General features: G+C 47.5%; 23 protein-coding genes and 2 tRNA genes. 12 read left to right on the forward strand and 13 right to left on the reverse strand.

From position 1 onward, the window contains the following. Window positions 1–45 precede the first annotated feature (45 nt). Window positions 46–1,434 (forward strand): protein kinase domain-containing protein, encoded by a 1,389-nt coding sequence (locus ACY2RR_RS10595; protein ID WP_490108117.1) that lies wholly within the window; start codon window positions 46–48, stop codon window positions 1,432–1,434. 115 nt (window positions 1,435–1,549) lie between these two features. Here ACY2RR_RS10595 and ACY2RR_RS10600 read toward each other — a convergent pair whose 3' ends face one another. The 4 genes from ACY2RR_RS10600 to ACY2RR_RS10615 form a co-directional block, all read right to left on the reverse strand. Further along, entirely contained in the window at window positions 1,550–1,756 is a 207-nt protein-coding gene (locus ACY2RR_RS10600; protein WP_281648625.1) for a cold-shock protein, read from the reverse strand. Window positions 1,757–2,232: 476 nt separating this feature from the next. After that, window positions 2,233–2,439 (reverse strand): cold-shock protein, encoded by a 207-nt coding sequence (locus tag ACY2RR_RS10605; RefSeq protein WP_490108118.1) that lies wholly within the window; start codon window positions 2,437–2,439, stop codon window positions 2,233–2,235. 492 nt (window positions 2,440–2,931) lie between these two features. Continuing rightward, complete coding sequence (locus ACY2RR_RS10610; RefSeq protein WP_281648624.1) at window positions 2,932–3,138, reverse strand: cold-shock protein; 207 nt, start codon at window positions 3,136–3,138, stop codon at window positions 2,932–2,934. 342 nt (window positions 3,139–3,480) lie between these two features. After that, a tRNA-Ser gene (locus ACY2RR_RS10615) sits at window positions 3,481–3,571 on the reverse strand. A 158-nt stretch (window positions 3,572–3,729) separates the two neighbouring features. Between ACY2RR_RS10615 and ACY2RR_RS10620 the strand changes: the two genes are divergently transcribed. The 7 genes from ACY2RR_RS10620 (at window position 3,730) to ACY2RR_RS10650 (ending at window position 7,282) form a co-directional block, all read left to right on the forward strand. Next, window positions 3,730–4,410 (forward strand): Bax inhibitor-1/YccA family protein, encoded by a 681-nt coding sequence (locus ACY2RR_RS10620; RefSeq protein WP_490108119.1) that lies wholly within the window; start codon window positions 3,730–3,732, stop codon window positions 4,408–4,410. A gap of 102 nt (window positions 4,411–4,512) precedes the next feature. Further along, window positions 4,513–4,905: a sulfurtransferase complex subunit TusD gene (gene tusD / locus ACY2RR_RS10625; protein WP_490108120.1), complete on the forward strand. Its 393-nt coding sequence runs from the start codon at window positions 4,513–4,515 to the stop codon at window positions 4,903–4,905. A 19-nt stretch (window positions 4,906–4,924) separates the two neighbouring features. After that, window positions 4,925–5,281 carry a sulfurtransferase complex subunit TusC gene (gene tusC, locus ACY2RR_RS10630; RefSeq protein WP_490108121.1) on the forward strand — a complete coding sequence of 119 codons (357 nt, stop codon included), beginning with the start codon at window positions 4,925–4,927 and terminating at the stop codon, window positions 5,279–5,281. Further along, entirely contained in the window at window positions 5,281–5,583 is a 303-nt protein-coding gene (gene tusB, locus ACY2RR_RS10635) for a sulfurtransferase complex subunit TusB (RefSeq protein ID WP_490108122.1), read from the forward strand. The genes tusC and tusB overlap by 1 nt, the downstream gene beginning before the upstream one ends. A 9-nt stretch (window positions 5,584–5,592) precedes the next feature. Continuing rightward, complete coding sequence (locus ACY2RR_RS10640) at window positions 5,593–5,928, forward strand: TusE/DsrC/DsvC family sulfur relay protein (protein ID WP_490108123.1); 336 nt, start codon at window positions 5,593–5,595, stop codon at window positions 5,926–5,928. Between the two features lie 164 nt (window positions 5,929–6,092). Further along, window positions 6,093–6,635 (forward strand): thymidine kinase, encoded by a 543-nt coding sequence (locus tag ACY2RR_RS10645; RefSeq protein WP_490108124.1) that lies wholly within the window; start codon window positions 6,093–6,095, stop codon window positions 6,633–6,635. Next, on the forward strand, window positions 6,632–7,282 hold the full coding sequence (locus ACY2RR_RS10650; RefSeq protein WP_490108125.1) for a deoxynucleoside kinase: 651 nt from the start codon (window positions 6,632–6,634) through the stop codon (window positions 7,280–7,282). Before ACY2RR_RS10645 ends, ACY2RR_RS10650 begins: the two co-directional genes overlap by 4 nt. Here ACY2RR_RS10650 and cysG read toward each other — a convergent pair. Continuing rightward, entirely contained in the window at window positions 7,279–8,685 is a 1,407-nt protein-coding gene (gene cysG / locus ACY2RR_RS10655; RefSeq protein ID WP_490108126.1) for a siroheme synthase CysG, read from the reverse strand. The two genes, ACY2RR_RS10650 and cysG, sit on opposite strands and share 4 nt — an antisense overlap. A 50-nt stretch (window positions 8,686–8,735) precedes the next feature. After that, window positions 8,736–10,700: a ubiquitin fusion degradation UFD1 family protein gene (locus tag ACY2RR_RS10660; protein ID WP_490108127.1), complete on the reverse strand. Its 1,965-nt coding sequence runs from the start codon at window positions 10,698–10,700 to the stop codon at window positions 8,736–8,738. 244 nt (window positions 10,701–10,944) lie between these two features. Here ACY2RR_RS10660 and ACY2RR_RS10665 point away from each other — a divergent pair, with 244 nt between their 5' ends. Continuing rightward, on the forward strand, window positions 10,945–12,774 hold the full coding sequence (locus ACY2RR_RS10665; RefSeq protein ID WP_490108128.1) for a protein-tyrosine phosphatase family protein: 1,830 nt from the start codon (window positions 10,945–10,947) through the stop codon (window positions 12,772–12,774). Between the two features lie 82 nt (window positions 12,775–12,856). Here ACY2RR_RS10665 and ACY2RR_RS10670 read toward each other — a convergent pair whose 3' ends face one another. Then, window positions 12,857–15,031 carry a malate synthase G gene (locus ACY2RR_RS10670; protein WP_490108129.1) on the reverse strand — a complete coding sequence of 725 codons (2,175 nt, stop codon included), beginning with the start codon at window positions 15,029–15,031 and terminating at the stop codon, window positions 12,857–12,859. Between the two features lie 454 nt (window positions 15,032–15,485). Between ACY2RR_RS10670 and ACY2RR_RS10675 the strand changes: the two genes are divergently transcribed. The 3 genes from ACY2RR_RS10675 (at window position 15,486) to ACY2RR_RS10685 (ending at window position 19,412) form a co-directional block, all read left to right on the forward strand. Next, the gene (locus ACY2RR_RS10675) at window positions 15,486–17,081 is read left to right on the forward strand and encodes an isocitrate lyase (RefSeq protein ID WP_490108130.1); all 1,596 of its coding nucleotides are present in this window, start codon (window positions 15,486–15,488) and stop codon (window positions 17,079–17,081) included. A 183-nt stretch (window positions 17,082–17,264) separates the two neighbouring features. Further along, window positions 17,265–17,825, forward strand: a complete 561-nt coding sequence (locus ACY2RR_RS10680; RefSeq protein ID WP_490108131.1) for a hypothetical protein — start codon at window positions 17,265–17,267, stop codon at window positions 17,823–17,825. 93 nt (window positions 17,826–17,918) lie between these two features. After that, entirely contained in the window at window positions 17,919–19,412 is a 1,494-nt protein-coding gene (locus ACY2RR_RS10685; protein WP_490108132.1) for a M14 family zinc carboxypeptidase, read from the forward strand. On the opposite strand, the gene ACY2RR_RS10690 is transcribed toward ACY2RR_RS10685, so the two are convergent. The 6 genes from ACY2RR_RS10690 to ppsR form a co-directional block, all read right to left on the reverse strand. Beyond that, entirely contained in the window at window positions 19,393–20,364 is a 972-nt protein-coding gene (locus ACY2RR_RS10690; RefSeq protein ID WP_490108396.1) for a LysR family transcriptional regulator, read from the reverse strand. The two genes, ACY2RR_RS10685 and ACY2RR_RS10690, sit on opposite strands and share 20 nt — an antisense overlap. Window positions 20,365–20,433: 69 nt before the next feature. Further along, window positions 20,434–22,584 carry a hypothetical protein gene (locus ACY2RR_RS10695; protein WP_490108133.1) on the reverse strand — a complete coding sequence of 717 codons (2,151 nt, stop codon included), beginning with the start codon at window positions 22,582–22,584 and terminating at the stop codon, window positions 20,434–20,436. A 99-nt stretch (window positions 22,585–22,683) separates the two neighbouring features. Next, complete coding sequence (locus ACY2RR_RS10700; RefSeq protein ID WP_490108134.1) at window positions 22,684–23,619, reverse strand: glycerophosphodiester phosphodiesterase; 936 nt, start codon at window positions 23,617–23,619, stop codon at window positions 22,684–22,686. A 64-nt stretch (window positions 23,620–23,683) separates the two neighbouring features. Continuing rightward, window positions 23,684–25,051 carry a YjiH family protein gene (locus ACY2RR_RS10705; protein ID WP_490108135.1) on the reverse strand — a complete coding sequence of 456 codons (1,368 nt, stop codon included), beginning with the start codon at window positions 25,049–25,051 and terminating at the stop codon, window positions 23,684–23,686. Window positions 25,052–25,199: 148 nt separating this feature from the next. Further along, a tRNA-Cys gene (locus ACY2RR_RS10710) sits at window positions 25,200–25,273 on the reverse strand. A gap of 65 nt (window positions 25,274–25,338) precedes the next feature. Continuing rightward, on the reverse strand, window positions 25,339–26,175 hold the full coding sequence (ppsR, locus tag ACY2RR_RS10715; RefSeq protein WP_490108136.1) for a posphoenolpyruvate synthetase regulatory kinase/phosphorylase PpsR: 837 nt from the start codon (window positions 26,173–26,175) through the stop codon (window positions 25,339–25,341). Window positions 26,176–26,265 lie beyond the last annotated feature (90 nt).

The following is a 26,265-nucleotide window of genomic DNA, read 5'->3' on the forward strand; positions in this document are numbered from 1 at the left end:
TCTATTGTCCTTTTTTAATCACTTCCAGGATGGGAAGGGACAATTATGAATGCGCTCTTTGGAAAGCATGCCAGTGAATTAATGTTCTCTTCAATGTCAGTAGATCCCTTTGCTGACAATAGTTTTGATACCGAATATACCAACCAGCCGTCGATTACGAAGAGTAGCTGCGAAGAACCCGATGATGTCAGCTGGGGAAGTTCTCATTCCAGTAGTTCCCATTCCACCAGATCTGCGAGCTCAGTTTCCAGTTCAAGCACAAACAGTTCAAAACGATGCCTGAAAGTTATACCCCCTCAAACATTGCGGATGGCGTCTTCTGGTTACGGGACAGATAACAGTGACACCTCACTTAAAGGAAAAAAAGAACAAGAAGCCAACGGCGAAGATGAAATCGTTAAATTTGTTGAAGACCCTGCGGATAAGGACCGAACGCTCCCACAGGAGTATATATCTGTAACGCAAAAATCCAGGAAGCCTCAAAAATATGTTCAACCTCCTGTCACACTTGAAGACCTCAATATGATGCTGGGAGATTACTTTTTCAAAGAGCCTGAGCACGACCCTATTGGAGATTCTCTGCTCTACAAACACAACCCCGACGAGGAAGATGAGATACATCAAAATGGTGAAGAGTTAATTACCACAATTGTAGTGAGAAGCAGCAGTTGCTCTGACGATGCCCCAATTCCCGCATGGGTAAAGCGCTATCGCGTTGGGATAGGCGGCTCTCCAGCCCAGAAAATTCACAGAGTGGTAGATTTTGCCAGAGAACTTGATATTCATATGTCACTCAAACATCCCTGTATTGCCGCCTGCTATGGTTGCGCATACTTGGTTGGCCCAAATGCAACAGTCATGACTTTATTTACGGAAGCCGCTAGCCATACAACGTTGCAGACAGTGGCTCACCTGTCGGCCTACCCTGATGAATTCAGGGAGACACTGATAAGCTACACAGCCCAGATGTGTGAAGCACTTCAATATCTACACAACAAGTCTATTGTGCACCGTGATATTAAACCCGCAAATATTGGCGTGTATGGCGACCAGGTAAAGTTATTTGATTTTGGGGAAGCCAGAAATCTAAATGAAGAAGCCGCAACCGACTTGGCAGGAACGCCCTATTTTATGGCTCCAGAAGTTCGTCAAGGTCAACCGGCTACCACCCGATCAGACTGGTGGAGCGCAGGAATTTCAATAGCACACCTAGGTTACAAAGCCATGATTTTAACGGTAGATTCCCCTAACCGACATGGTACCTGGAATGCACCTGACGGAGGATACAAAATAAAAGTTTATGATCCAGACACAGCGAGTGATCGTGATTTCCTTCTTCAAACCGCGCTTGTTGGAATGGCTCAGTCTAAGTCAGAAAATAGAGCTCACCCAAATGATGTGCTCCGGTTACTAGGGTGCTTTCACACGCACTAAGACACTCAGGAAGAGAAGATAGAACCGTGGAAACAAAAAGGGCGAAACTCGAAAGTTTCGCCCTTTGATCTACCCCGAAAAGGCAGATGGTAAAGTTATGATCTCTGAAAAGAGATTAGATAACTTCGATTTCTTCAGCCTGAGGACCTTTCTGGCCCTGAGTCACGGTGAAGCGAACCTGCTGGCCTTCAGCCAGAGATTTGAAACCGTCACCCTTGATTTGACGGAAATGAGCAAACACGTCAGGACCGTTGTCCTGAGCGATGAAGCCAAAACCTTTCTCGTCGTTGAACCACTTAACTGTACCGGTAGTAGTAGACATAATGTCACCCTTATCTTTCAAAAATAATGTTGTGCCTTGCAGGCAAGACGGTTGAGCTAGAAGCTTTCCCCTCTATTTCTAAAGAGGAGCTGTTATTTATGAAGAACTGGACGAGCTACTACACCCGAAACACAAAATCTTTGCATAAACATCAAACACACTTTTAACGTGCCGCCACTATATAGGATCGATCTTTTCAGATCATGGGTATATTAACTGAATTTTTATGAAAGTCCCGTTACATGTCATTAAAATTGTTCGGGAAATGCACTTTCTTTGTCACAAGCCACTGATTTTCATGAGTAACCGGTATCAATCACTCTTGGTTCAGCAACCACTGAAACTTTTTGTTACAGCCTCGCCTTCATTTTTCTTGATGTTATCTCGTTTTGTTTTCCCATAAAAAAAGGCAACACCTGTAGGTGCTGCCTTTTGCTCTCACCCGAAGGTGAGACAGTTACTTAAAGCCTGAGGCTTTAGATAACTTCGATATCTTCAGCCTGAGGACCTTTCTGGCCCTGAGTCACGGTGAAACGAACCTGCTGGCCTTCTGCCAGGGAACGGAATCCATCACCCTTGATTTGACGGAAGTGAGCGAAAACGTCAGGGCCGGATTCTTGCTGAATGAAACCGAAACCTTTCTCGTCGTTGAACCACTTAACTGTACCGGTAGTAGTAGACATAATGTCATCCTTCTTTCAAAAATAGTGTTGTGCCTTGCAGGCAAGACGGTTGAGCTAGAAGCATCCTCTCAAAAAGAGAGGCGCTGTTATTTATGAAGAACTGGACGAGCTACTACACCCGAAACACAAAATCTTTGCATAAACATCAAACATACTTTTAACGTGCCGCCACTTTAAATCATCGACCTTGGCTGGTCGACGACGTATTTTACCTGTATGTTTCGCAAATTGCTCTCGAAGAAGAGTAAAAAATTCTGTAAAGGTTCTTTTACCGCCATTAACACATAAATTTTCATTGCTTTTACGTGTATTGACTACCGCCTGGAACCTATAACTCTTTAAATTTGGGGAATCATACCCACCTAAGAGGTAGGAGTCTGACAATCTGCACCCAGAAAAGATTTTTCAAGCACAAAAAAAGACAGTACATATAAATGTACTGCCTTTTGTCTCACCCAAAGGTGAGGGAAGTTTGTAAAGTCTGAGTAGACTTTAGATAACTTCGATATCTTCAGCCTGAGGGCCTTTCTGACCCTGAGTCACGGTGAAGCGAACCTGCTGGCCTTCTGCCAGAGATTTGAAACCATCACCCTTGATTTGACGGAAGTGAGCAAACACGTCAGGACCGTTGTCCTGAGCGATGAAGCCAAAACCTTTCTCGTCGTTGAACCACTTAACAGTACCGGTAGTAGTAGACATAATGTCATCCTTATCTATCAAAAATAATTGAGCCTTGCAGGCAAGGCGGTTTAGCAAAAAGAGACGCTATTATTTATGAAGAACTGGACGAGCTACTACACCCGAAACACAAAATCTTTGCATAAACATCAAACACACTTTTAACGTGCCGCCACTATATAGTATCAACCCTCTCAGGTCATCAATATTCTACCCCTATTTTCTAAAAATTACTCTACAGGGATCTATAAAATCTTGCGGGTAAAGTGGGAACTTGAAAGAAGGTTGTGAGTCTTAATCGTCGCGATGTAATGCACATACGAAAAAGCCCCGAAACTGTTAAGTTTCGGGGCTTTAAAAATATGGCGGTGGGACAGGGATTCGAACCCTGGGTAGGCTATTAACCTACGCCGGTTTTCAAGACCGGTACTTTCAACCACTCAGTCATCCCACCTATCTCTCGGTAAAAGCGTTTGCCGCTGCGCCGAGGACGAGGTGCATATTACTGAAATTTTCTTACGAGTCAACGGTCTGTGCTTGATTTGCAGTTTTAGGACAGTATGCTTAGACATATCCATACCATCTTCGGAAAACACCTACAGGGAGAATAAAATGGCTCAATCACCCTCACCTTATGTGCGCGAGCAGGCCGCACAGCCTAGTTTGGGTATAAGTGTTAACAAAGTTATTAAGAACACTTATATGCTGCTAAGCATGACCCTGCTCTTCAGTGCTGGTACAGCCTGGTTCTCCATGAGCATTGGCGCCGGTTTTGTTAACCCCATTCTTTCTCTGGTGATCAGCATAGGTCTGCTGTTCGCACTGAATGCTGCCCGTAACAGCATCTGGGCACTGCCGCTGGTTTTCACCTTCACAGGCTTCTTCGGCTACACGCTGGGGCCGGTTTTAAGTGTTTACCTTTCCAATCCTGCTTTGTCTTCCATATTGATGTCCGCTCTGGCTTACACGGCTTTCATTTTTATGGGATTGTCGGCTTATGTCTTCGTCTCCAAGAAAGACTTCTCTTTCCTGCGGGGCTTTGTCTTCGTTGGCCTGCTGGTTCTGGTCGGCGCGTCCATTCTTGGCTTCTTCGTAGATATCTCCGGTCTGAGCCTGGCGATTTCTGCTGGCGCGGTACTGCTGGCTTCTGCCCTGATCCTGTTTGACACCAGCCGCATCATCCGCGGTGGTGAAACCAACTACATCATGGCAACCGTTAGCCTGTACCTCGACATCTACATGCTGTTTATTCATCTGCTGAACCTCCTGACTGCCTTGGGCGGTGACGACTAATAAGCAGTAGGCCGCAACTCTAAAAAACCTCGCTCCGGCGAGGTTTTTTTATGGGGTTATTCCTTGTGTTAGAATGCCAGCTTCACTCAACACTGCATACTTATGAACTACACACTGGTGATTCATGGTGCGCCGGCTTCCAGCCAGGCCTGCCAGACAGCCTTAAGCTTCGCCCGGGCAGCTATTAACCGGGGGCATACAATTTCCAGAGCCTTTTTCCTGCGTGATGCCGTTCACACAGGTTCAAGCCTGACTGTTGCCCCTCAGGGGGAAGCGGATCTGCACAAAGAATGGAAAGCACTGGGACAGCAGTACAATATCGATATAGTAATTTGCATCTCTGCAGCGCTGAAGCGGGGCCTTCTGGATGAGTCTGAAGCTGAGCGCTACAACAAGGAAACTCATAACACAGAGGCCCCCTTTACAGTGTCGGGTTTAGGACAGCTTGTTGATGGTACAGTTTCCGCTGACCGCACAATAACATTTGGCGCCTGATGGTGATGGAGGCAAAACAGTGACCAAAGTCTGCATTATCAGCAGTCATGCTCCCTACAGCAGCCCATCGGTAAAAGATGGTATCGACACCCTGCTTATAGCAGCTTCTTATGATATGGACGCCTCTCTGCTGGCTATGGGAGATGGCGTACTCCAACTACTGGAGCACCAGACTCCTGAGACATTGCCCCAGAAGAATACCGGAGCCATGCTTCAGGCTCTGGAAATCTATGGCATTGAGTCGGTGTACGTCTGCCATGAAGACCTGGAGGAGAGAGGACTAACAGAAGATGATCTGTTACTTTCCCCAAAACTCATCCAACGCACTCAAATTCCACAACTGCTCCAGAAGCAGGATCGCATTCTGAATTTCTGATGACATTACTTCATACAGTCAACAAAAGCTCCAGCCACCCAGCAGGCTCTCTGGCAGAAGTTGCTTTAGGCCAAGGTGACGCACTGCTGTTTATAGAAGATGGTGTGAACAGCCTGATAGATGGCAGCCTCAGCGCCAAACACCTTGCCACTGTTGCACAACACCATTCTATTTATTGTTTGAAAACTGATACTGATGCACGGGGACTCAGCAACCGCCTGCCTTCATGGGTAACCCCGGTATCCTTTGATGAATTTGTTGCGTTAACCGAGCAGCATGACAAAACACTGAGCTGGTTTTAATTACGACAGATGAACACCCTGCAAGTTAACGACACTGAAATACCTTTAGATAACGATGGTTATCTGGTGAACCTGAATGACTGGAACACTGATACAGCCTCAGCACTTGCTCGCACTGAAAATATCGAGCTCAATGATGATCATTGGGAAGTCATCCACTTGATTCGCCAGTTTTACAAAACCTATGACTTAGCTCCCAGCCAGCGCCCTCTGGTGAAGTATGTGAAAGAAAATCTTGGGCAGGACAAAGGCAACAGCATGTACCTTATGAAATTATTTCCTGGAAGCCCTGCGAAAATAATTTCCAGAATCGCAGGCTTACCCAGACCAACCAACTGTTTTTAAAAATAAATCAAGCTTCAAACACTGTATATAGGGGCGACATGTGTCGTTAACCACTATATAGAAGTTTGCAAGCGTTTCATCTACCTATTGCCGGACTTACTATAGCCCCCTATAGTGCGCGCCTTCGCGAACAGACATCCCCCGGCAGGAACAAAAATTATTTCATGAGCCCAGTTACCTTTATATATGGCCCGATGAAATCCGGTAAGACAGCGCGTCTGATCGGTGATTTCTATGCACTGTCAGAAGACCATCCCGTAGTGGTGGTTCGATCAGCTATCGATACCCGGTCTCCCGACGACAAAGTGAAAAGTCGTAATGGTCAGGAACTCCCCTGCTTTGTCTTTGACTCTGCTGACGCTATGGCTGATTACGTCAGCGAGAAAAAGCCCGAGTATGTTCTGGTCGATGAGGCTCACTTCCTGTCAGAAGAAACGATTATGCGACTGGTACGCCTTTCTCTCACCGGCGTTCGTGTACGTTTTTATGGACTGATGACTGATTATCGGGGCGCTATCTTCTCAGCATCCCAGATCATCACTCGCTATGCGCAACAACTTGATCAGATTTTCGCCCGCTGCACCTGCGGAAATCCGGCGCAGTTCACTCGGTTTACGGGTGAAAGCAATGGCCGAACTATAATTGTTGGCCACGATGAACATTATTTCCCTGTCTGCACTGAGTGCTTTTTGGAGGCTCAACAATGATCAACGACCAAACTAACCACTTTGTAGCGGTTGAAGCGAATATTGCGGCAGGCAAATCTACCCTGTTACCACAACTAGCCAAAGAACTTGGCTGGGAATCCCTGAAAGAGCCGGTTGACGATCCTCGCTTCACGGAACTACTGGAAGATTTCACCAAGCATCCCCACGATGCCAACCGCCGTATTTGCTTTCAAAAGTACATTACCGAGCGTCGTGCAAACCTGGTCAAAAATCTGGACACCAGCAAGAATTACCTGATTGAACGCTCCCTGTACTCTGACCTAATCTTCTCTCAGGCCAATTTCCTGTCCATGGAACAGCCTAACGCTATGTACATGGACTACTACTACGACATCAAGCGTCGCCTGCACGACTACCCTCGTATTAGTGCTGTTGTGTACCTTCGCACAACTCCGGAAGTTGCTTATGGTCGTTTGATTTCACGGGGACGTGATGCAGAAGATGGTACGCCACTGGCTTACATCAAGGATCTTCATAACTTCCACGAAGCCTGCCTGCCGCAGATCTGTCGCGAAATGAACACCCCTCTGCTGAATCTGGAGTGGGACAACTTCGGTTGTAAAACAGAAGTTGCCCAGATGATTCTGAATATTATTGCAGAGCAGGAAGAGCGGAACGCCGCTTAAGATTGCTCAATAACTGGTTCTGGCTGCGGCTGGAACCAGTTCAGCTTCTCTCTCAAAGAAACTACACTGCCAACAATAATCAATGTTGGTGGCTTCACGTCTTCGTTTTTGATCACATCTACGATCGTCTCAAGCGTTCCACTCCAAACCTTCTGCTTTTGTGTGGTTCCTTTCTGTACCAGTGCTACTGGAGTATCCGGCAAGCGGCCATGATCAATCAACTTCTGGCAAATGGTTGGCAGCCCTAACAAGCCCATATAGAACACCAGAGTCTGGTTACCACTGGCCATATCCTGCCAGTGCAAATCAATGGAACCATCTTTCAAGTGCCCGGTGACAAAGCGGACAGATTGCGCATGGTCACGATGGGTTAATGGAATACCGGCATAACTGGCGCAGCCAGACGCTGCGGTAATACCGGGAACAACCTGGAAAGGAATCTGTTCGGCGGCAAGGGTTTCAATCTCTTCTCCACCCCGGCCAAAAATAAAGGGATCACCACCTTTCAATCGAAGTACACGACGCCCTTCTTTTGCCAGCTTAGCCAGTAGCTGGTTGATATCAACCTGAGGCAAAGCATGACGATTACGGCGTTTGCCCACATAAATCATATCCGCATCGCGACGGCATAGAGCAAGAACATCAGGGGAAACCAAACGGTCGTACAATACAACATCAGCCTGTTGCATCAGACGTAAAGCCTTAAATGTCAGCAAATCCGGATCGCCCGGGCCACCACCCACCAGATACACTTCACCAAGAGTTTGTTCCTGGTGGTTATCCAGCTCTTCAGCCATTAACTGTTCTGCTTTGACAAGGTCGCCACCAAGCGCAGCTTCTGCAGCTGGCCCAGACAACACCTTTTCCCAGAAATAGCGACGATCGTTAACATTCTTGAACTGAGCTTTAACCTTATCCCGGAATTTCCCTGACAATTCAGCAAGACGCCCATATCCATGGGGCACCATACCTTCCAGTCGAGTGCGTAGCAGGCGAGCAAGAACCGGAGCTTTACCACCACTGGAAAGAGCAACAACAATAGGAGAACGGTCAATAATAGCGGGCATGATGGCATTGCCCTGATCGGCACCATCAACAACGTTAACAAACAGGTTTCGAGCTTTGGCATCACTGGCGACAGCGCCATTCACATCTGCAAGATCCGTTGCTGCAATAACAAGTTTAACGTCATCCATGTCACTGGAGGTATAAGCCCGGCGAATCAGCTGGTGAGAATCACCCTGCAGGAAATCGATAAGGTCTTCACAAATATCCAGCGCCACAACCCGAACATTTGCTCCAGCCGAAACCAGCAGCCGGACTTTACGCAGGGCAACATCATGCCCCCCAACTACAAGTACATTTTGTCCTTTTAAATCAAGAAACAGTGGTAAATAATCCATTTTCTTTACTACCGGAGAACAAGATTGCGCCTACTCTACCCGTGCGCTCTTCACTTGACCAGAATACCTTGCCCACTATCTTTTTTGGCTCCCCCAAGTACATTTCCCTTCCCTGGAAAAACTTTCGCTCTGGTTTTAAGTTTCTCAGCCGGTTTTGCAGTTTTCTCTACATCAGCCAGTTTCTTTTTACCTGCTTCCAGATCAGCCTTACTGACAGGTTTACTCTTCTGCCCATCCAGACGCTGGCCTCGATGAAGATTAATAGTCTGATCGGTAAATAAGAAAGAGTCCCAGTTCAAATGGGCTGGCCATATTTTCGGGTAATCAACGTGAAAATCTGGCTTGGTAAAGACAGTATAAACAGCCCCCGGGGGAGATAGCTCTTTCACCCTGAACGAAAAGTTGTCGTTTTTATGTGAAAGCCTGATGATTTCACCCTGGTGAAGAGTTGGGTAGCGAGCATCAATAGCGTCTTCCATAATTCCTTTTAGTTGGTGGAAGTTTCGGTATTCGCCGTCCAAGACTTCCAGAGTAATTTTCTTAACTTTTTGCAGCGCTACAGGTAGAAGTGGGATTTTATCGCCCTCTTCTACCTGCAGGCGGTTCATAACATGATCAGACATATAAATAGCATTGTCCCCATGCTGCGTATCCTGCCAACCTTCTACTGAATTAGCGACATAAGCTGTTCTGCCCTCATCGCCTGTGAGCTCAAATACCCATGGCGTATCAACAGTATTATTCAAGTCTTCATAGAGTTTTTTAGACACATCTATACGGTTCTGGTTTGAAAGACGTGTTTCACGTACCACCTTAAGATCAGGGCGCGTCTTCCCTTTAATTTCCCTTGAGACAGCAGCTGCCATGCCAGCCCCCCAAAATTTCCCAGACTTCAGCGCCGCAAACCGCCCCTCAACTTTTTCCCACCATAGTCTGCGCTCAATGCCCAGGTCAGGCCTGTTATTCATGAGCAGCCAGGATACATTCATCAGCACCTGGGCAAATGCTGTCCAGCTACGCGAAACCCGATAAAGCCCTTCTGGGTTATCATCCTGATACCCCGCACGGAACAATTTCAGTCTTTCGATATAACCGCTTCTGCCTACTCCCTCAAGAACAACCAGCTCTTCATCTTGATTGATGGTGGCAGACCAGAAACCATTATCCGCATGGTCAACAATAAGCTCTGCCAGTGATACATCTCTGGATAACGCAGTACTCCGGCCTGTTTTCAATACCCTAAGAACAATATCAAGCACTTCAGATTGGAATATGCTGATTATTGGCACTTCAAAATGGCTTTCACGGGTTAATTCAAGCCACCGTGATTCTGGACCTGCGGTAAAACGTGTACTGAGGTTCAACCAGCGCCAGTCATGGCTGGCTTCCCGCCAGCCAACTCGCAGCCCCGCCCCTCGCTTGTCTTGATAGGGAATAAGCTCAAGGCGCCCTACTGAGCGGCTATGCATTTCTTTATGAATAGACAGTAAACCACGACTGACAGCATCCGTTGCGAAAGACAGGGGCACCGGTTCAATAAGAGGGTTACGAACAAGAGAAACAACTGTATCCCCCCGACCATGACTGACCATAAGCACCAACCGGGGGGTAACTCCAGGAAGAAGAATCTCAGCGACACGGGTTCTGGCCTGCCCTGCTAACCACTCCTGCTGTTCAATAACGGTGGACATATACCAGACGCCCAGACCAAAACCAGCGGCTTTACCAGCCCAATCCAGACATTCCGGAGCAAACAGAGCCGCCCATCGCCCACCCGGGAGTACACTAAAGATTTCCCGTGGAATTCCACTGAGATACCTGATTCCACCCAGAAGCGCCATATTGAAAATAAAGGGATAGGGTGAGAATCCCTGAAGAAACAGAGAGTGTTCTCCCACTCTGAGCCAGGTACCTTCCGGGGTATTGTCATAAATTGGAGTTTCCCCCCAGCCCGGACGGTAAAACGCAATAAGAAAGAGAGTCAGGGCGACTAGCAGACATCCTCTTTTTTTCACCAACAAGCCCCTTCCCAACCCCATAAAACGGGGAATTAATATTCTCAGTCAATATAAGGAAAGAGAGTTTAGGTCATAAATCTGACGCTGCTAAAAATGCCGGTTCACTGGCACTTTGCAGAGAACAACGAGCCCCTTTGCCTTATCAACCAAAAAATCGCAAACAACCGCTTAAGAAGTTCTCGCCTCAGGCTGTACAACCTAAGCTAAAGGCAGGAATCCAATTTAAGGCAGGGATGTATTTATGGGACAGGTCAGCGGTGGCGGTGGAGGGTTAACCCTGACATCACAGACGGTATCCGAGATTGGTAAGACTCTGGAGAAATCTGCAGACAATACCGTCTTCCGGGTTAAAAGCAGTGGCGGAAAATATGAGTTTCATGCGGATAAGGGAGCTCAGGGCAACTGGGGAAGCCGGCTTATACGTTCCGGCCAGGTAAAAGAAAAACAGGCAGATAACCTCGCAGCAGGCCTTCTCCTGCTTCAGCTGTATGCAGAACAAGGTACCTCCGGTGCCACAATCGACGCCGACCAGCTAAAAGTCAAAACAGCAGAGATAAAAACAAAACTGACCAGCAGACATGTTCAAGTAGCAGCGGGTCTGGCCACACAAATGGCAAAACAGCTTTACGCCCAGGGACAGGCCAAGGATGCAGTCAGAAATCTTCCACATAGTACCGGTCCTCAAGTCGCCAACAACCTTAACCAATATCTGCAACAGGGAGAATTTGGTGTACAGCAGCTTACTGAACACCTAGGAACAATCGATCTCTCCAATAAAATCAATGCTGATGCTTTAAGAGACTTGGCGGTTGGTCGGCACAGCCACAAACTGGATGCCTTTCCGGAAGCTAAAGAAGCCATTGTTGAGCTTTGGGCCAACGCTAGAGCAGATAGCGTTATCAGTGCAAACCCTGATGGTTCACTGACAGAGCTTCTCTCTTCTGCCGAGAATCGACTGAAAGGTTTCAGGTACCCAGGCCCTAATGCACCAAAGTCTTCTATACCGCAGGAGCAGATTGCCAAGGTTCTTACCGCTATTATCGATAAATCTGAAACCAGCGATCTGGATAACGATTTCGAAATGGCCACCTATGGCAAACCAGAGTTAGAAGATAATCCGATCTTTAAAGCTACATATTACCAGCACATGGGCAAAGCCCTTGAAGCGGGAGCGTTATCCCACTCACAGCTGGGTAGCCAGTCAGGTATGTATGATTATCTCCAGCCATTGGCCAAAGATGCTGCCTTACATGCTGCGGGAGCAGAAAAGAAGCCAGAGGCCTCCGCCGAATTTAGAAGAGTATTGCAGTTTATTAACCTGCCAAAAGATCTGGCACAGGGAGACAAAGCACTTCCCAAAGATAAAACCGTTCAAGGCACAACAGTCTCCTCTAAATACGCAGTCCAACTACCCGGGCTGGGAAAAATCAATGCCAGTTATATGCAAGCCGGAGCCACTAATATGATTGCTACTCAGGCACCACGCACTGAGGCTGATGCAACCAAGTTTATAGGTCTGCTTGTACAGGAAGGTGTTGATATGGTTGTCAACCTTACTGACCCGAGCCGTGAAACCAAACTTATGTCTTACATTCCCCAGAATGTAGGAGATTCCATTAAGGTAGGTAATGCAACAGTTACTCTGGTCAAAATGAAAGGGACAAGAGCTATCTTGGATGTATCAACTCCACAGCTACGAAAGACTGTTAGCGTTAAAAACGAAAAAAGCTGGCCTGATCACGGGCTGATAAGTAAGGAAAACTTGTTGAGTTTAGTGAGATCCACTCGAAACTCAAACCCTGTTAGCATGGTAACCCATTGCAATGCGGGCATGGGGCGAACAGGTGTTTTTAACTCGGCTTACGAGGGCTATGACCTTATTGAGAAAGGTGCAATCAAGACAAATGCCGATATAGAAACATTTCTTCAGGAATCTGTTTCTGCCAACCGTGAAATCAGAACAGCCTGGATTCAGGAACCGGAGCAGTATGAATTGGCGTATCAAACACTTGCTCTGGCTCTGAAGGAACATCAGCGAGCAACTGCCATCTACTCAACCGTTAAAAGATAATGATCGATTACAGCTCCATTAAGAGCACTTACAAATCAGAGGGGGCATTTTGCCCCCTCCTCAATAAGCACAAACCCAGCACTTAAGCACCATACTTGGCTTTCGCCTCACGGCGACGGGCATGCAGTACCGGCTCGGTATAACCATTAGGCTGCTCTGTACCCTTCAGCACCAGATCACAGGCTGCCTGGAAGGCCACGCTGTCATCAAAGTTAGGTGCCATATTGCGATACAGCGGGTCATTGGCATTCTGGCGGTCTACAACACCAGCCATACGCTGCAAAGTCTCGACCACCTGTTCTTCTGAACAGATACCATGACGCAACCAGTTAGCAATATGTTGGCTGGATATACGCAGTGTAGCGCGGTCTTCCATCAGGCCAACATCATTGATGTCAGGCACCTTGGAGCAGCCTACGCCCTGGTCAACCCAGCGAACAACATAACCGAGAATACCCTGTGCGTTGTTATCCAGTTCATTCTGAATATCTTCCACTGTCAGCGTGGAAGCATCTTCCAACAGTGGCAGAGTCAGAATGTCATCAAGACTGGCACGCTCACGGGAAGCCAGCTCATCCTGACGGGCGGATACGCTGATCTTGTGGTAATGGAGAGCATGCAGAGTTGCCGCAGTTGGAGAAGGAACCCATGCAGTGTTAGCTCCAGCCATCGGATGGCCAACTTTGGCTTCCATCATATCGGCCATATTGTCCGGTACAGGCCACATGCCTTTACCAATCTGGGCTTTGCCTTTCAGGCCGGCAGCAAGGCCTGTGTCTACGTTCCAGTCCTCGTAAGCCTTAATCCACGCAGCCTGCTTCATTGGTCCTTTACGAACCACCGCGCCGGCCTCCATAGAGGTGTGGATTTCATCACCGGTACGATCCAGGAAACCAGTATTAATAAATACCACCCGTTCCTGAGCTGCAGCGATACAGGCTTTCAGATTTACGGTCGTGCGACGCTCTTCATCCATAATGCCCATCTTCAGGGTATTACGAGCCAGACCCAGTGCGTCTTCTACACTGTTAAAAAGGGTGTTGGCAAAAGCAACTTCTTCCGGACCGTGCATCTTTGGCTTAACAATATAAACGCTGCCCTGACGGGAGTTGCTGTTCACGCCCTTGCGGTTCAGGTCATGAATAGCAATCAGAGAGGTGATCATACCATCCATAATGCCTTCAGGAACTTCACGACCTTCACCATCAAGAATGGCTTCGTTGGTCATCAGGTGGCCAACATTACGGACGAACAGCAAGCTACGACCAGCCAGGGTCAGTTCAGAACCATCGGCAGAGGTGTAAATGCGATCTGGGTTCAGGGTACGAACAAAACTCTTGCCGCCCTTCTCTACTTTTTCCTGCAGATCGCCTTTCATCAGGCCGAGCCAGTTGCGGTAAACAACAGTCTTATCTTCTGCGTCTACGGCGGCGATAGAATCTTCGCAGTCCATGATTGCGGTGAGAGCTGACTCGGTCAGCAGATCTTTAATGCCGGCAGGATCATCTTTACCAACTGGTGTATTAGGATCAATTTGAATTTCGATATGCAAGCCATTGTTTTTCAACAAAATAGCATCAGGATTTTCTGCATCGCCGCGATATCCAGCAAATCTCTCTGGCTGGGTTAAACCAACTTCTTTACCGTCCGCCAGTTTCACCGCCAGCTGGTTTTCTTTAACTGTATAGGAAACGGCATCCGCATGATCACCACCCGCTAAAGGCGCGGCTTCATTCAATACACCACGGGCATAAGCAATAACTTTGGCACCACGCTTAGGGTTATAGCCCTTTCCTTTTTCAGCACCGTCGTTTTCATCAATAACGTCAGTACCATATAACGCATCATACAGGCTGCCCCAGCGCGCATTGGCGGCATTCAATGCGTAACGAGCGTTCATTACCGGTACAACCAGCTGCGGGCCAGCAATGGTGGCTACTTCAGCATCAACATTCTCAGTAGAAATGGTGAAATCTTCGGCTTCTGGCAGCAGGTAACCAATTTCCTGAAGGAAGCTCTTGTAAGCAACAGGATCGTGAGGCTGGTTGCTCTGGTGCCAGCTATCAATCTTGGCCTGCAGGTCATCACGCTTGGCCAGCAACTGACGGTTCACGGGCGCAAGATCATTTACGATCGCTTCGAATGCTGTCCAGAAAGCCTTTGGTTCTACACCTGTTCCCGGTGCGATCTCTTTCTCTACCAGATCATAAAGCACACTGGCAATTTGCAGTGACCCGAACTGTGTACGCTCTGTCATGGTCTTACCCCGTTTGTGATACCTGAACCGCTTTAACTGGCCTTTAAACGACCGTTGTCGCTGTTCTTTGTTATTCCTTGTTATCACCCAATCCCTGGGAGCATAAGTATACGCCGCAGAAAATGCCTGAAAAAAACTGTAAAGCCAAGAGCTGAAAAGGCACCCACAGGAAAAAATGATCGGCAAAATGCCTAGAAAAGCCCCTAAATAGCAGCATTAGAAGGTTTTTTTATGGTTTAACGACCAATATTCACAAAATAAATACCTGATATAAAAAAGGGAGATTGTAATGAGTTGCGGCATTTACTTAGAATGCGCCTACCGAACCGAAATGATTCGGACGTTCGCACCTAAAGTTGTGCATTACAGCAGCGTAGATGACCGTGCAGACACTGCCGAATAATACGAATTCCAAGGGTGCAGCGGTCGCTACTAACAAACCAAAGGATCGATCATGTCAGACTATCTGCAAGACATTGACGCCGTTGCTTCCCTGAAAGCAACCCAAGGGTCTCCCTGGGACGCCATCAATCCTGAATCCGTTGCCCGCATGCGTGCTCAGAACAAGTTCAAGACTGGTCTGGACATTGCCAAGTACACTGCTGGCATCATGCGTCGCGACATGGCCGAGTTTGACAAGGACAAGACCAAGTACACCCAGTCTCTGGGCTGCTGGCATGGTTTTGTTGGTCAGCAGAAGCTGATCTCTATCAAGAAGCACTTTGGCACTACCGAACGTAAGTACCTATACCTATCCGGCTGGATGGTTGCCGCCCTGCGTTCTGACTTCGGCCCTCTGCCTGATCAGTCCATGCACGAAAAGACTGCTGTTGCCAGCCTGGTAGAAGAACTCTACACCTTCCTGCGTCAGGCTGACGCCCGTGAACTGGGTGGCCTGTTCCGTGCTCTGGATGCCGCTCGTGAAGCTGGTGATGCTGCGAAAGAGAAAGAGATTCAGTCTCAGATCGACAACCACGAAACTCACGTTGTGCCCATCGTAGCTGACATCGACGCTGGTTTTGGTAACGCTGAAGCTACCTACCTGATGGCTAAGCAAATGATCGAAGCTGGTGCTTGTGCCCTGCAGATCGAAAACCAGGTTGCTGATGAGAAGCAGTGTGGCCACCAGGACGGTAAAGTGACCGTTCCTCACGCTGACTTCCACAACAAGCTGCGCGCTCTGCGTTATGCTTTCCTGGAACTGGGTGTGGATGACGGTGTTATCGTTGCCCGTACTGACTCTGAAGGTGCTGGCCTGACTAAGGAAATCGCCGTAGTTAAAGAGCCAGGCGATCAGGGTGACGTTTACAACTCCTATCTCGACGTTGAAGAAGTTGACGTGTCCGACATGGCACAGGGCGACGTTGTCTTTAACCGTGATGGCAAGCTGGTTCGTCCTAAGCGTCTGCCTTCCGGTCTGTATCAGTTCCGTCAGGGTACTGGTCATGAGCGTTGCGTATTTGACTGCATCGAAGCCATCAATGCGGGTGCCGACCTGCTGTGGATCGAAACTGCCGTTCCTACTGTCCATGAAATCAAGGGCATGATGGATGACGTTCGCAAGGTTCACCCTGATGCGAAGCTGGTTTACAACAACAGCCCATCTTTCAACTGGACTCTGAACTTCCGTCAGCAGACTTACGATGCATGGGCTGCTGAAGGCAAGGACGTTTCCGCTTACGATCGCGCTAACCTGATGTCTGCGGAATACGATGATTCCGAGCTGTCCGCTGCTGCCGACGCCCGTATCAACACTTTCCAGGCTGACACTGCCCGTGAAGCGAACGTATTCCATCACCTGATCACTCTGCCGACTTACCACACTACCGCCCTGTCTGTAGACAACCTGGCGAAAGAGTACTTCGGTGACAAGGCAATGCTGGGTTATGTTGAAGGCGTTCAGCGTAAGGAAATCCGTCAGGGTATCGCCTGCGTTAAGCACCAGAACATGGCTGGTTCCGACATGGGTGACGACCACAAAGAATACTTTGCTGGTGAGAATGCCCTGAAAGCTGGCGGTGCGAAGAACACTTCTAACCAGTTCAGCTAATAGGCTTATGGCCTGTGCAATAACGAAGAGCTTAAGCGCTAGCTAGAGTTCGGAAAGGCGGCCATTGTTGGTCGCCTTTTTTGTTTGTACTGAATGGCAATACCTTATTTGCTCTTCGCCTATTTGGTAAAGTGCCTTTTATAAAAGATCCCTCAGACAGTACAGAGCGAGATAACGATAACCATGAGCACTGTTCCAGCCCACCTGCAAGATTCTAAAGATTTGTTAAGTGAAGATGGCTTTGCCACTGGCGAAGTCTGGTACCACGGCACCTCTTCTGCCCTGCTGCCCTCCATTCTTGAACATGGGCTCAAGCGCTCAGGTGATCAGGCCATGAACCAGGCTGCCAAACAGACAATGGCAACTATTGGGAACAGTTATGTGGAAACACTCGAACCAGTATTTCTAACCCAGAGCAAAGAAATTGCCTGCTATTGGGCTGAGCAGGCTGTTCGCCAGCGCAGTGTACGCTTTGAAGGCCAGGAACAACCCGTTGTTCTAGCAGTAAAACTGCCTGATGAAGAAGCCAGAAAAGTAAAACCTGATGTGGGTGCTGCCAGCCTATTAATGGTCAAAGAAGGCGAAAGCTACCTAGCCTTTATTGCCGGACTCTATGACAAGGCTAACTTACAGGCTCCGGCTATAGATTTAATGAAAGCCGACCGTATGGAATACCTGAATAAGCTTGGTATGGCCTATTGCAACAGTGATATTGCTCCTGAGTTTGTGAGCGTTACCCAGTAAACTCTGCTTTGCCTCAGCGTCAGGCTGGGGCTATTCCTGTGTTTTCTCAGGCCGATACAGGGAATAGACTTTCCTATACAGAGAAGCTCTACCGTGCCTGCTTTCCTCACATTTCGCGTTGTACTATTAAGCTCGTTGTTATTTTCATTGACCGCGGTTGGAGCTCCGGTATCACCTGACTCTCTCAGCAACGAAGTCTGCCGCCCTTCTGTTAAATCCCTTTACCTGCAAGCTCAGGAATTAACTCAAAAATTTCCCACTAAAACCGAGCTGATTAATATTGGAAAATCCTGGCGTAAAACCAGCGTACTTCTCAAAGGCGGCTTTAATATTAAGGCTCTGGTGATTGGAGATACCTCTTCTGATAATGAAATTCCCAATTTGGTTTTGATGGCAGGGTTGAGCGGTAGAGATCTTTACACCCCATTTGCGGCACTTTCGTTTGCTGAAGAGCTGCTAACACGTTACAAGACTGATCCGGAAGCGGTCTACCTTCTGGATAATCATCGCATACATATTATTTTTCTTGCTAATCCCGACGGCCGCTATAAAACCGATCAACTTATCAAAGCAGGAAAATCCCCGCTATGGCATAAGAATGATAACAGACTCGCTTACTGCAATATGGAAGGAGAAAACGAACATATTGCATCGAGGATCCAATATCACCATGGCGTCGACTTAAACCATAACTTTTCTTATAAATGGCTGCCTTACTGGAAAACCGGGTATTTTTTCAGGTGGTACTATTACAAAGATCAAAAAATGCCCAGCCAACCCTGCATGAGCAGTTATGGCGGGAACAAAGAAGCGTCTGAGCCTGAAACCCAAGCCTTGCAATCCTATTTTGATAAGGTGTTTGGCAGAGGTGAAGCTGATGCCAGCCCCTCTTCACAAGCTACTAACTTTTTTATTCATCTGACAGATTCAACAAAAGATTTCATTCTCTTCCCCATAATTGAAAGGGAACATGAAGGGGATGAACTTGCCGAAAAGCTTGCACAAATTGGTGCTCGTCTAGGCCACAGAAATTACAGTGAATTTGTTCAGCAGCATGTCCAGCGATCCTACGGTAGTGCTCACAGGTATGTGCTTGGCATCAATAATACTCCCGCGGTTATGGCACTGGTGAATGCTACAGGCCGAACATGCCAGGAGCTGCAGCGCGAAGCTCACTCAAACATGCTGGATCTGTTGGAGTATGCAGTACAGGTAGCCAAAAAGCCTTTTGAGACTGCTTATGTCGGGAATATCGCAGATATATTCGTTGATGAGAATGAGGTAGTCATCCAGACAACTCCCGCGGCTCTACCTATTGATAAAACAACAGTGCCTAAACCTTCAGCGAGCACGGTTGAAGGTATCAGGCTTTTTGTGGACGCGCCCCCCCAATCTGGAAACGTACCGGATTTAGAACTCACACTTATGAAAGAGAAGAAAAATGGCCAACGGCTGTTTTTTCTGGATATCGACGAGCTCAGCTTTAATAAAAACTCTGCCCATATATTTTACTTACAACCCTATAACGATACAGGGGATGGCGCGCTAAAAATTATATCCTGGCCATTTAACTCAGCTCAGCCCTAGTGCTACGAGGATCAAGCTCTGGCCTACGGGCCAGCTCAACAATCAATCGTCGCAACCAGCGATGACCAGCATCCTGCTGCAGCAGTGGGCTCCAGGCCAGTTTCAACTCAATAGGCGGAATAAGGAATGGTGGTGGCAAGATCACCAGTTCAGCATCATCAGCCATAAGCTTTGCCGCCCGGGTTGGCAGAGTGGCAATCAGGTCATTTTGGCGGGAGAGCTGCATGGCCACATGATAATGGCGGGTAAAAATCGCAATCTGCCTTTTTTGCCCAAGACGATTCAGAGCATCATCTACCCAACCCAGTCGCTGAACATCCTCCGGATTAACCCCAACCCCAACGCCCATACCGGTTTTGCTGACCCAGATATGACGGGCCTGCAAATAATTTTCCAGAGTAAACTTCCGGCGAATCAGATTTTTTTTACTCATCAGGCAGGAAAAACCATCTTCCCATACTGTACTTTGATGAAAGGATTGGGGCATTTCATCAAAGCGGTTGATAGCCATATCAACTCTGCCCTGCTCCACATCGTGAAAGTCCACATCGCTGGGAGTCAGCATATCAAGAGTGATATTGGGGGCATCTTTGCGTAGGTGTCGCAGCAGCAGTGGAATCAATGTTGATTCAGCATAATCACTGACCATAATGCGGAACACACGACGACTGGAAAGCGCATCAAAATCCGTTTGCGGTCGGATAGCCTGTTCAACATCGGTAAGAACATGGCGGATAAGGGGCTGGAGTTCTAAGGCGCGAGCAGTGGGCGTCATGCCATCACTGGTGCGCACCAGAAGAGGATCATTAAAAAGATCCCGCAGGCGGCGCAGGCCATTACTCATCGCTGGCTGAGTAATGCCCAGTTGATCCGCTGCCCGAGTCACATTCCGTTCACGCAGCAGCGCATCAAGATACACCAGCAAATTCAGGTCAACCCGTGATACATTCACCATTATTATTCTCAGGTATCCGCCATAAGCCTGAGAAATTATCCCATACCCTTTAGCAAAAAACAGTTATCAGTGAATATTTCCCTTCGACTCCAGTGTGCCAAACGAGCTGTAGTAGGTCATGTTCATGTTTCCGTTGTAATAGCGGTCTCCCATAAACATATATTTCGATATGAAATGATCAACGGCCTGTCCCTGAGCGAACTTGACCTCAGGAGGTGCATAGGGTGCCATTCCCGCAAGAAAGACATTCGCCGCCGCAAGAGTCACCCCCAGCAATGGGCTGCCCAGGCTGGCTGCCAGAAGTCCGCTGGCTGCCATAGTACCAATTGGCGTAATAAAACTCAGAGCACTCTGAAAATACGCCATTGACCAGCTTGCATTCCAGACACTCCACATGCTACCTACATAAATTTCCTTACGCACATTATCGTACACACCTCGAACTGTAATTCTTAAAATTCCAGAATCCAGACCTCGACTGACATGATCAACACCAAAAAGGGCTCCCCTGCACCAGACGTCCGATTCAGGAATCTGGTAATCCCTACCCGCCTGCTGCCAGAACCAGGTCCAGGGAGTATTTGTGGACTGGAGAAAGACCATGGGTTTGGAGGAAGCATTTGATACCCGCACCTCCACGCCCGTGTAAAATCCAAAACGGTTATCTGATCTCTTAGCTGCATATTGGGCAATCTGATTGCCGGTCATAAGGCAGCCTTGTTCATCATCTCCCTGCTGGGCATATTCCAATATCAGATCATCTTCCAACGGAAGATCCCCCGAATTGTCGTATTCTTCTTTCTGCTCTCCCTCTTCATCTTTATGGCCCATCAGAGTATTTAGCTCGCGGATATCAATAACCCGGGAATCAATCTTCGATTTTCTTATTTCTGCTTCATTAACGGGCTGTCGCTTCATGACTGCATTGATACGGGCCGTCTCCAAAGTAGTTACCATTCGTTTGATAATGGCAATCTTCACCTTGGCTTCATACGCCTCCCCAACGACCTCACCAATACCACCGGACGTGTTAACAGCAATATCTTCATTGCTGCCAATTAACGCTTCAAGTTCGATCAACTGATCACCAGCCGCTTTGAAGTGCACATCCCTGTCGCTGCCTTTTTCCCGCAAACCGCTTGCCACAGACATATCGGCTTCATTAACAATGCGCTGGGCCCGGTCTAATTCGTTGATTCGTTCATGGGGAGCCTTTCCCTGAAACGCATTCCGGGAAAACTTTAATGACAGTGATCTCAACTCTGTTCTGATTTTGCTCAAATGCGCTCTGACAGTATGAATGGCGACAGGCAAATGATCTTTCAGGTTGTTCTGAGATGAGGTTTCATACTCGTCATAATCAAGTTTGGCTGCATCATGGCTGGTTCTGGTTCTGTCGATTGGGTCGTAGCCAGGCTTTAGCATGGGCATCAGGCAACTGGGCGAACCAAAATCGCAGGAGGGTTCTTCTGGTTTGTACTTGTACTTAAACCTATGAATATAAGGTGATACTCCCTGTCGATTTCTTTTGTTGTATCTGGACATCGATCCATAATACCCAGAATAAGGGTAAGAATTTTTCAGTTGGGCAACCCGAAGAAGATAAAACTCTTGCCCTGTTTCGCCGTTAATATAGCTTTCAAGCTTTGCCGTCAGTTGTCCCTGGGCAGAGTCAAAGAATTCGTTAAGAAAACTATTCTGATTAACATCTCTGCCATCATAGTCCCGGCCATTCCAGGTAAGCTGTATAACTGAGCCGCTACATCGAAAGTCGGCGTACTGATTATTTTTACCATCAACGAAAACCTGGTTATCAGTGACCCAATCATAATCCTTTGTCTGGTGTTCACTGGTCACCATCAGAGAGATATTCTTGCTATGAGGGTCCACAATAAGAGCAAAGAATGAAATGCGTGGCGTTGGGTGGTTGTACAGAAATCTTTGCTTGGCAAAATCCCATGCATCAGGCCCCGAATACCATGCATCCTCACCATAGAAGCTAAGATCCATATCCATTTCTTCTATCTGGCGATCCAACTCCTCCATACTTCCCTTCATCTTCGCGTAATTGGCCTTGCTGTCACTCTTAGTGACATACATATTTTCAGGGACGATACAGTCCTTCCACATAACATCAGCACGGGCATGGCCAATACCCAGACATACCAGCGAAAGCACACAGCAAAACCAAAGGCGAATGATCGCGAAAGGAGTCACAGACAGCACCTCACCAGGATTGATAGTGCCACCTATGAGTAAAAAGAAAGGATTAAAGTTCCACTTTTGATTCGTTAGAAAATGTTACAGCCCTATTCGTTAATTCCCTTCCAAAGAACTGTTCAGTAATTCAGCCAACCGTTCAGGATCATCGGTTTCAATCCAGTCAACACCACAATTTGCCAGCCTTCTGGCTTCTTCATCCTGATCCAGAGATGGATCGGAAACTGTACGCGTATCAAGGGGATAGAGGGTATAAGCTCCAACCAACATCTCACGCTCATGGAACTTCTGAACAGTATCAGAGTCAATTAAGTTATGCTCAGCACCCACTAGAGATGATCCAACAAACCGGCCTACAGCATTTAACTCAAGCAACATATTCAGAAAAGAAAGATGGTTTTGATTGCCAGCAGCATCAGCAATTTCACTATCAAATTCAGGCAATCTTGATGTCCACTTTTTTAAAGCATCAACAATGGCATCATCATAGGCAAAACCGCTATGGATAGCAGGCATGCGTTTTTCCAGATCTCGCAACATAAAGAAATCAAACGAAGTAGAAATAACTCTGTCTGAGCTCTCTGTTTTCTGTATAACATCAGCCACAAGTCTGCCGGTTCTTCGACGGCTCCACATGGGCCTGTAGGCTTTCATCTCAACATTAATCAATAACTTATCTGAGAACTCTTCGAGAACCTCTTCAAGCAGAGGGATGCGCTCTTCTCCAGGATAGGTCCGAAAAACATCCCCGGTTTCGTCTTGTGCAATTCTACGCTTGACCCGTAGTTGAGAGATTTCATCCCAGGTCATGTCAGTGATAGAGCCACTGGCTCCAGTCAGGCGCTCGGGGTCTTCATCGTGAAACACCACAACCTTGTCATCCCGTGTGGCAAACACGTCCAGCTCAACACCATCGCAACCCAGCTCTACTGCTTTGCGAAAGCCAGCCATGGTATTTTCCTGGTGAGCAAGAGGAACACCTCTGTGCCCCAAAACAAGCGGGCGGGTTTTGTCTTTAAAGAATCCGTTCATGATCTTCACACTGTTCTAATTATTGTGAGCGAAGACCCATCATACCCGAGTTAAGAATGTAAGATCATAGAAAATAATAGCGGGCAAAAAGCACAATAATAGGCAGAGCCAGCGCCGTTCTGATAAGGAAAAGACACAATAGCTGGAAGAAGTTCAAAGGAATGGATGAGCGCATAATCAATACACCCACTTCAGACATATAAATAAGCTGAGCAATGGAAAGCGCAGTAATCACAAAGCGAGTCATTTCACTGTCAATCTGGGCGCAGACCGCTGCCGGTAAAAACATATCCGCAAAACCAAGGAAAACAGCCGGGGCTGCCTTTTGAGCTTCAGGAATGCCCATCCACTCCAGCACCGGCACCATGGGCGCTCCCAGCCAGCTGAAAACACTGGTTTCCTGACCAATGATCAAGCCCAGAGTGGCAATGGCCATAATGATGGGCATGAACACAAACCAAATATCCAGCGCATTGTTAAGCCCTTTCTTCAGCAGAGTTTTCATATCAGGGGCAACATGGGCTTTTTCAACAGCAAGCCTGATGGCGCCGGATACACCAGGAAAGGATTCATGCTTCTCTGTATTTTTTGAACGCTGTGACTGTGGGTGATAACTGTCCGGAATAGAGGTCAGAGGCCATATCCTGGGGAGGATCAGGGCAATAATCAGGCATGTACAGATTACTGTCAGATAGAAGTAGGGAAACATATGGGACAAACCAACAAAGTTCACCACCACAACGCAAAATGAAATAGAGACAATGGAAAAAGTTGATGCAATCACCGCAGCTTCACGGGCGGTGTAGTAACCATTCTCGTACTGCCTGGCCGTAATCAACGTTCCAACTGTTCCATCCCCTAGCAGAGAAGCAATGATGTCCACCCCACTACTTCCAGGAATTCGGTAAACCGGCTTGAGGATTTTATGGAGAAAAGCACCAATAAGTTCTACTAATCCATAATCCAGTAAGAAAGGAAGAAACAGCCCAGCCAGCAGGAAAAATATAAAGAGTACGCTTAATAGTTGAAATAATACCAGGCCGCCCGTCTCCATCCCCCATAACCATTCAGGCCCTATTTGCCCTAATGTCATAATTCCCAGAGCGGCAGAGACAACACGCACAAGCATCCAGAAAAGAGAAGTATCGAGGAGAGACCGCAGTAATTTATTGTTATGGATAAAACCAGGCTCAAAATAGCGGGAAATTAAAGAGCCAGCAGCGGAAACAGTGAGCACAAATACAACCAGAAAAGGAAGCCATTGGCTGATAATGTCCAGTATGGAATAACCAATAATGCCAATAAGAACTGTTGGCCCCCTTCCACTGTTAAAAGGGATAAGGAACAGACAAACACCCAGTGCCGACGGCACAAGAAACCTCATAAACTTCCCATACTGATCCAGGAAAGTGGACGCTGGTGTATTCGACAAAGGACATCCATTTTGAGTAGTTGGTTATGCCTGTTCAGTCTAGCTAAAGAGTCTAGACTGGCAATTTCTTCTATCTAATGGACCATTAGGTGTTTTTCTGTTTCTTTGGGCATAAAAAAAGCCAGCACTTAGGCTGGCTTTTTAAATTTGGAGGCGAGTACCGGAATCGAACCGGTCTAAATGGAGTTGCAGTCCACTGCATAACCGCTTTGCTAACTCGCCGAGAACGCGGTGAATAATATAGACAGAGTGATTGCAAATCAATAGGTTACGAGAATTTTATATTCTTATTTCACACGTCGTTCAATGCCTGTCTGAGCAATAATCCGGGTTGATATCTCCTCAACGGAATAATGGGTGGTATCAAGGTACGGAATATTGTTCTGCTGAAACATCTGCTCAACTTCGTGCAGTTCCAGAGCGCATTGCCTGGGCGACGAGTAACGACTATTGGGGCGGCGCTCGTGCCTGATTGCAGACAAACGTTCAGGACTGATAGTCAAACCGAATAATTTGTTTTTAAAAGGCCTGAGGGCCTTAGGCAAACGCATCATATCCAGGTCATCTTCGGTAATAGGGTAGTTAGCAGCCTGTATGCCAAACTGAAGCCCCATATAAAGGCAGGTAGGCGTTTTTCCACAACGGGACACACCTATCACAATGATATCGGCCTGGTCATAGAACCGGGTTTTAGCCCCATCATCATTATCAATGGCAAAGTGTACCGCCTCTATGCGCTGGTTATATTTGCCGCTGGATCCATGAATGGAGCGCTTTTTCCCGACTTTATGGACTGCGTGGGAGTTCAGCTGATTCTCGAGGGATGGCATATAGGTATCAAAAATATCGGCATGGTAAGCCGGTGCCTCCCGGATAACCGAAGCAATAGATTCGTCAATAATGGTGCTGAACAGTAGTGGCTGCGGGCCACCTTTATTGCTGACCCGGGTAATTTCATCAACAACCTGATGAGCCTTTTCAACCGTATCAACATAAGGAAGCGTGACTTTTTCGAACTCAATATGCTCAAACTGAGCCAGCAAGCTCTGACCAAACGACTCGGCAGTAATACCGGTGCCATCAGAGATAAAAAAAACACTTGTTGGGCTTTTTTGTTCGATCATGTTGGAAAGTTAAACCCTCACCTAGGCATATACACGTAAACTCACACGGCAGGTATTTTTTCCTGCTGCGGCTGCACGTATAGTACGCGC

The sequence above is a fragment of the Parendozoicomonas sp. 2304DJ65-17 genome (genome assembly GCF_058148445.1).

Excerpts from the sequence above, each read along its gene's own strand:
- ACY2RR_RS10610 (WP_281648624.1), bottom strand. The coding sequence starts at position 3,138 with ATGTCTACTACTACCGGTACTGTTAAGTGGTTCAACGACGAGAAAGGT.
- ACY2RR_RS10605 (WP_490108118.1), bottom strand. The coding sequence starts at position 2,439 with ATGTCTACTACTACCGGTACAGTTAAGTGGTTCAACGACGAGAAAGGT.
- ACY2RR_RS10595 (WP_490108117.1), top strand. The coding sequence starts at position 46 with ATGAATGCGCTCTTTGGAAAGCATGCCAGTGAATTAATGTTCTCTTCA.
- ACY2RR_RS10665 (WP_490108128.1), top strand. The coding sequence starts at position 10,945 with ATGGGACAGGTCAGCGGTGGCGGTGGAGGGTTAACCCTGACATCACAG.
- ACY2RR_RS10650 (WP_490108125.1), top strand. The coding sequence starts at position 6,632 with ATGATCAACGACCAAACTAACCACTTTGTAGCGGTTGAAGCGAATATT.
- ACY2RR_RS10620 (WP_490108119.1), top strand. The coding sequence starts at position 3,730 with ATGGCTCAATCACCCTCACCTTATGTGCGCGAGCAGGCCGCACAGCCT.
- ACY2RR_RS10670 (WP_490108129.1), bottom strand. The coding sequence starts at position 15,031 with ATGACAGAGCGTACACAGTTCGGGTCACTGCAAATTGCCAGTGTGCTT.
- ACY2RR_RS10645 (WP_490108124.1), top strand. The coding sequence starts at position 6,093 with ATGAGCCCAGTTACCTTTATATATGGCCCGATGAAATCCGGTAAGACA.
- tusB (WP_490108122.1), top strand. The coding sequence starts at position 5,281 with ATGACATTACTTCATACAGTCAACAAAAGCTCCAGCCACCCAGCAGGC.
- ACY2RR_RS10680 (WP_490108131.1), top strand. The coding sequence starts at position 17,265 with ATGAGCACTGTTCCAGCCCACCTGCAAGATTCTAAAGATTTGTTAAGT.
- ppsR (WP_490108136.1), bottom strand. The coding sequence starts at position 26,175 with ATGATCGAACAAAAAAGCCCAACAAGTGTTTTTTTTATCTCTGATGGC.
- ACY2RR_RS10700 (WP_490108134.1), bottom strand. The coding sequence starts at position 23,619 with ATGAACGGATTCTTTAAAGACAAAACCCGCCCGCTTGTTTTGGGGCAC.
- ACY2RR_RS10675 (WP_490108130.1), top strand. The coding sequence starts at position 15,486 with ATGTCAGACTATCTGCAAGACATTGACGCCGTTGCTTCCCTGAAAGCA.
- ACY2RR_RS10640 (WP_490108123.1), top strand. The coding sequence starts at position 5,593 with ATGAACACCCTGCAAGTTAACGACACTGAAATACCTTTAGATAACGAT.
- tusD (WP_490108120.1), top strand. The coding sequence starts at position 4,513 with ATGAACTACACACTGGTGATTCATGGTGCGCCGGCTTCCAGCCAGGCC.
- ACY2RR_RS10600 (WP_281648625.1), bottom strand. The coding sequence starts at position 1,756 with ATGTCTACTACTACCGGTACAGTTAAGTGGTTCAACGACGAGAAAGGT.
- cysG (WP_490108126.1), bottom strand. The coding sequence starts at position 8,685 with ATGGATTATTTACCACTGTTTCTTGATTTAAAAGGACAAAATGTACTT.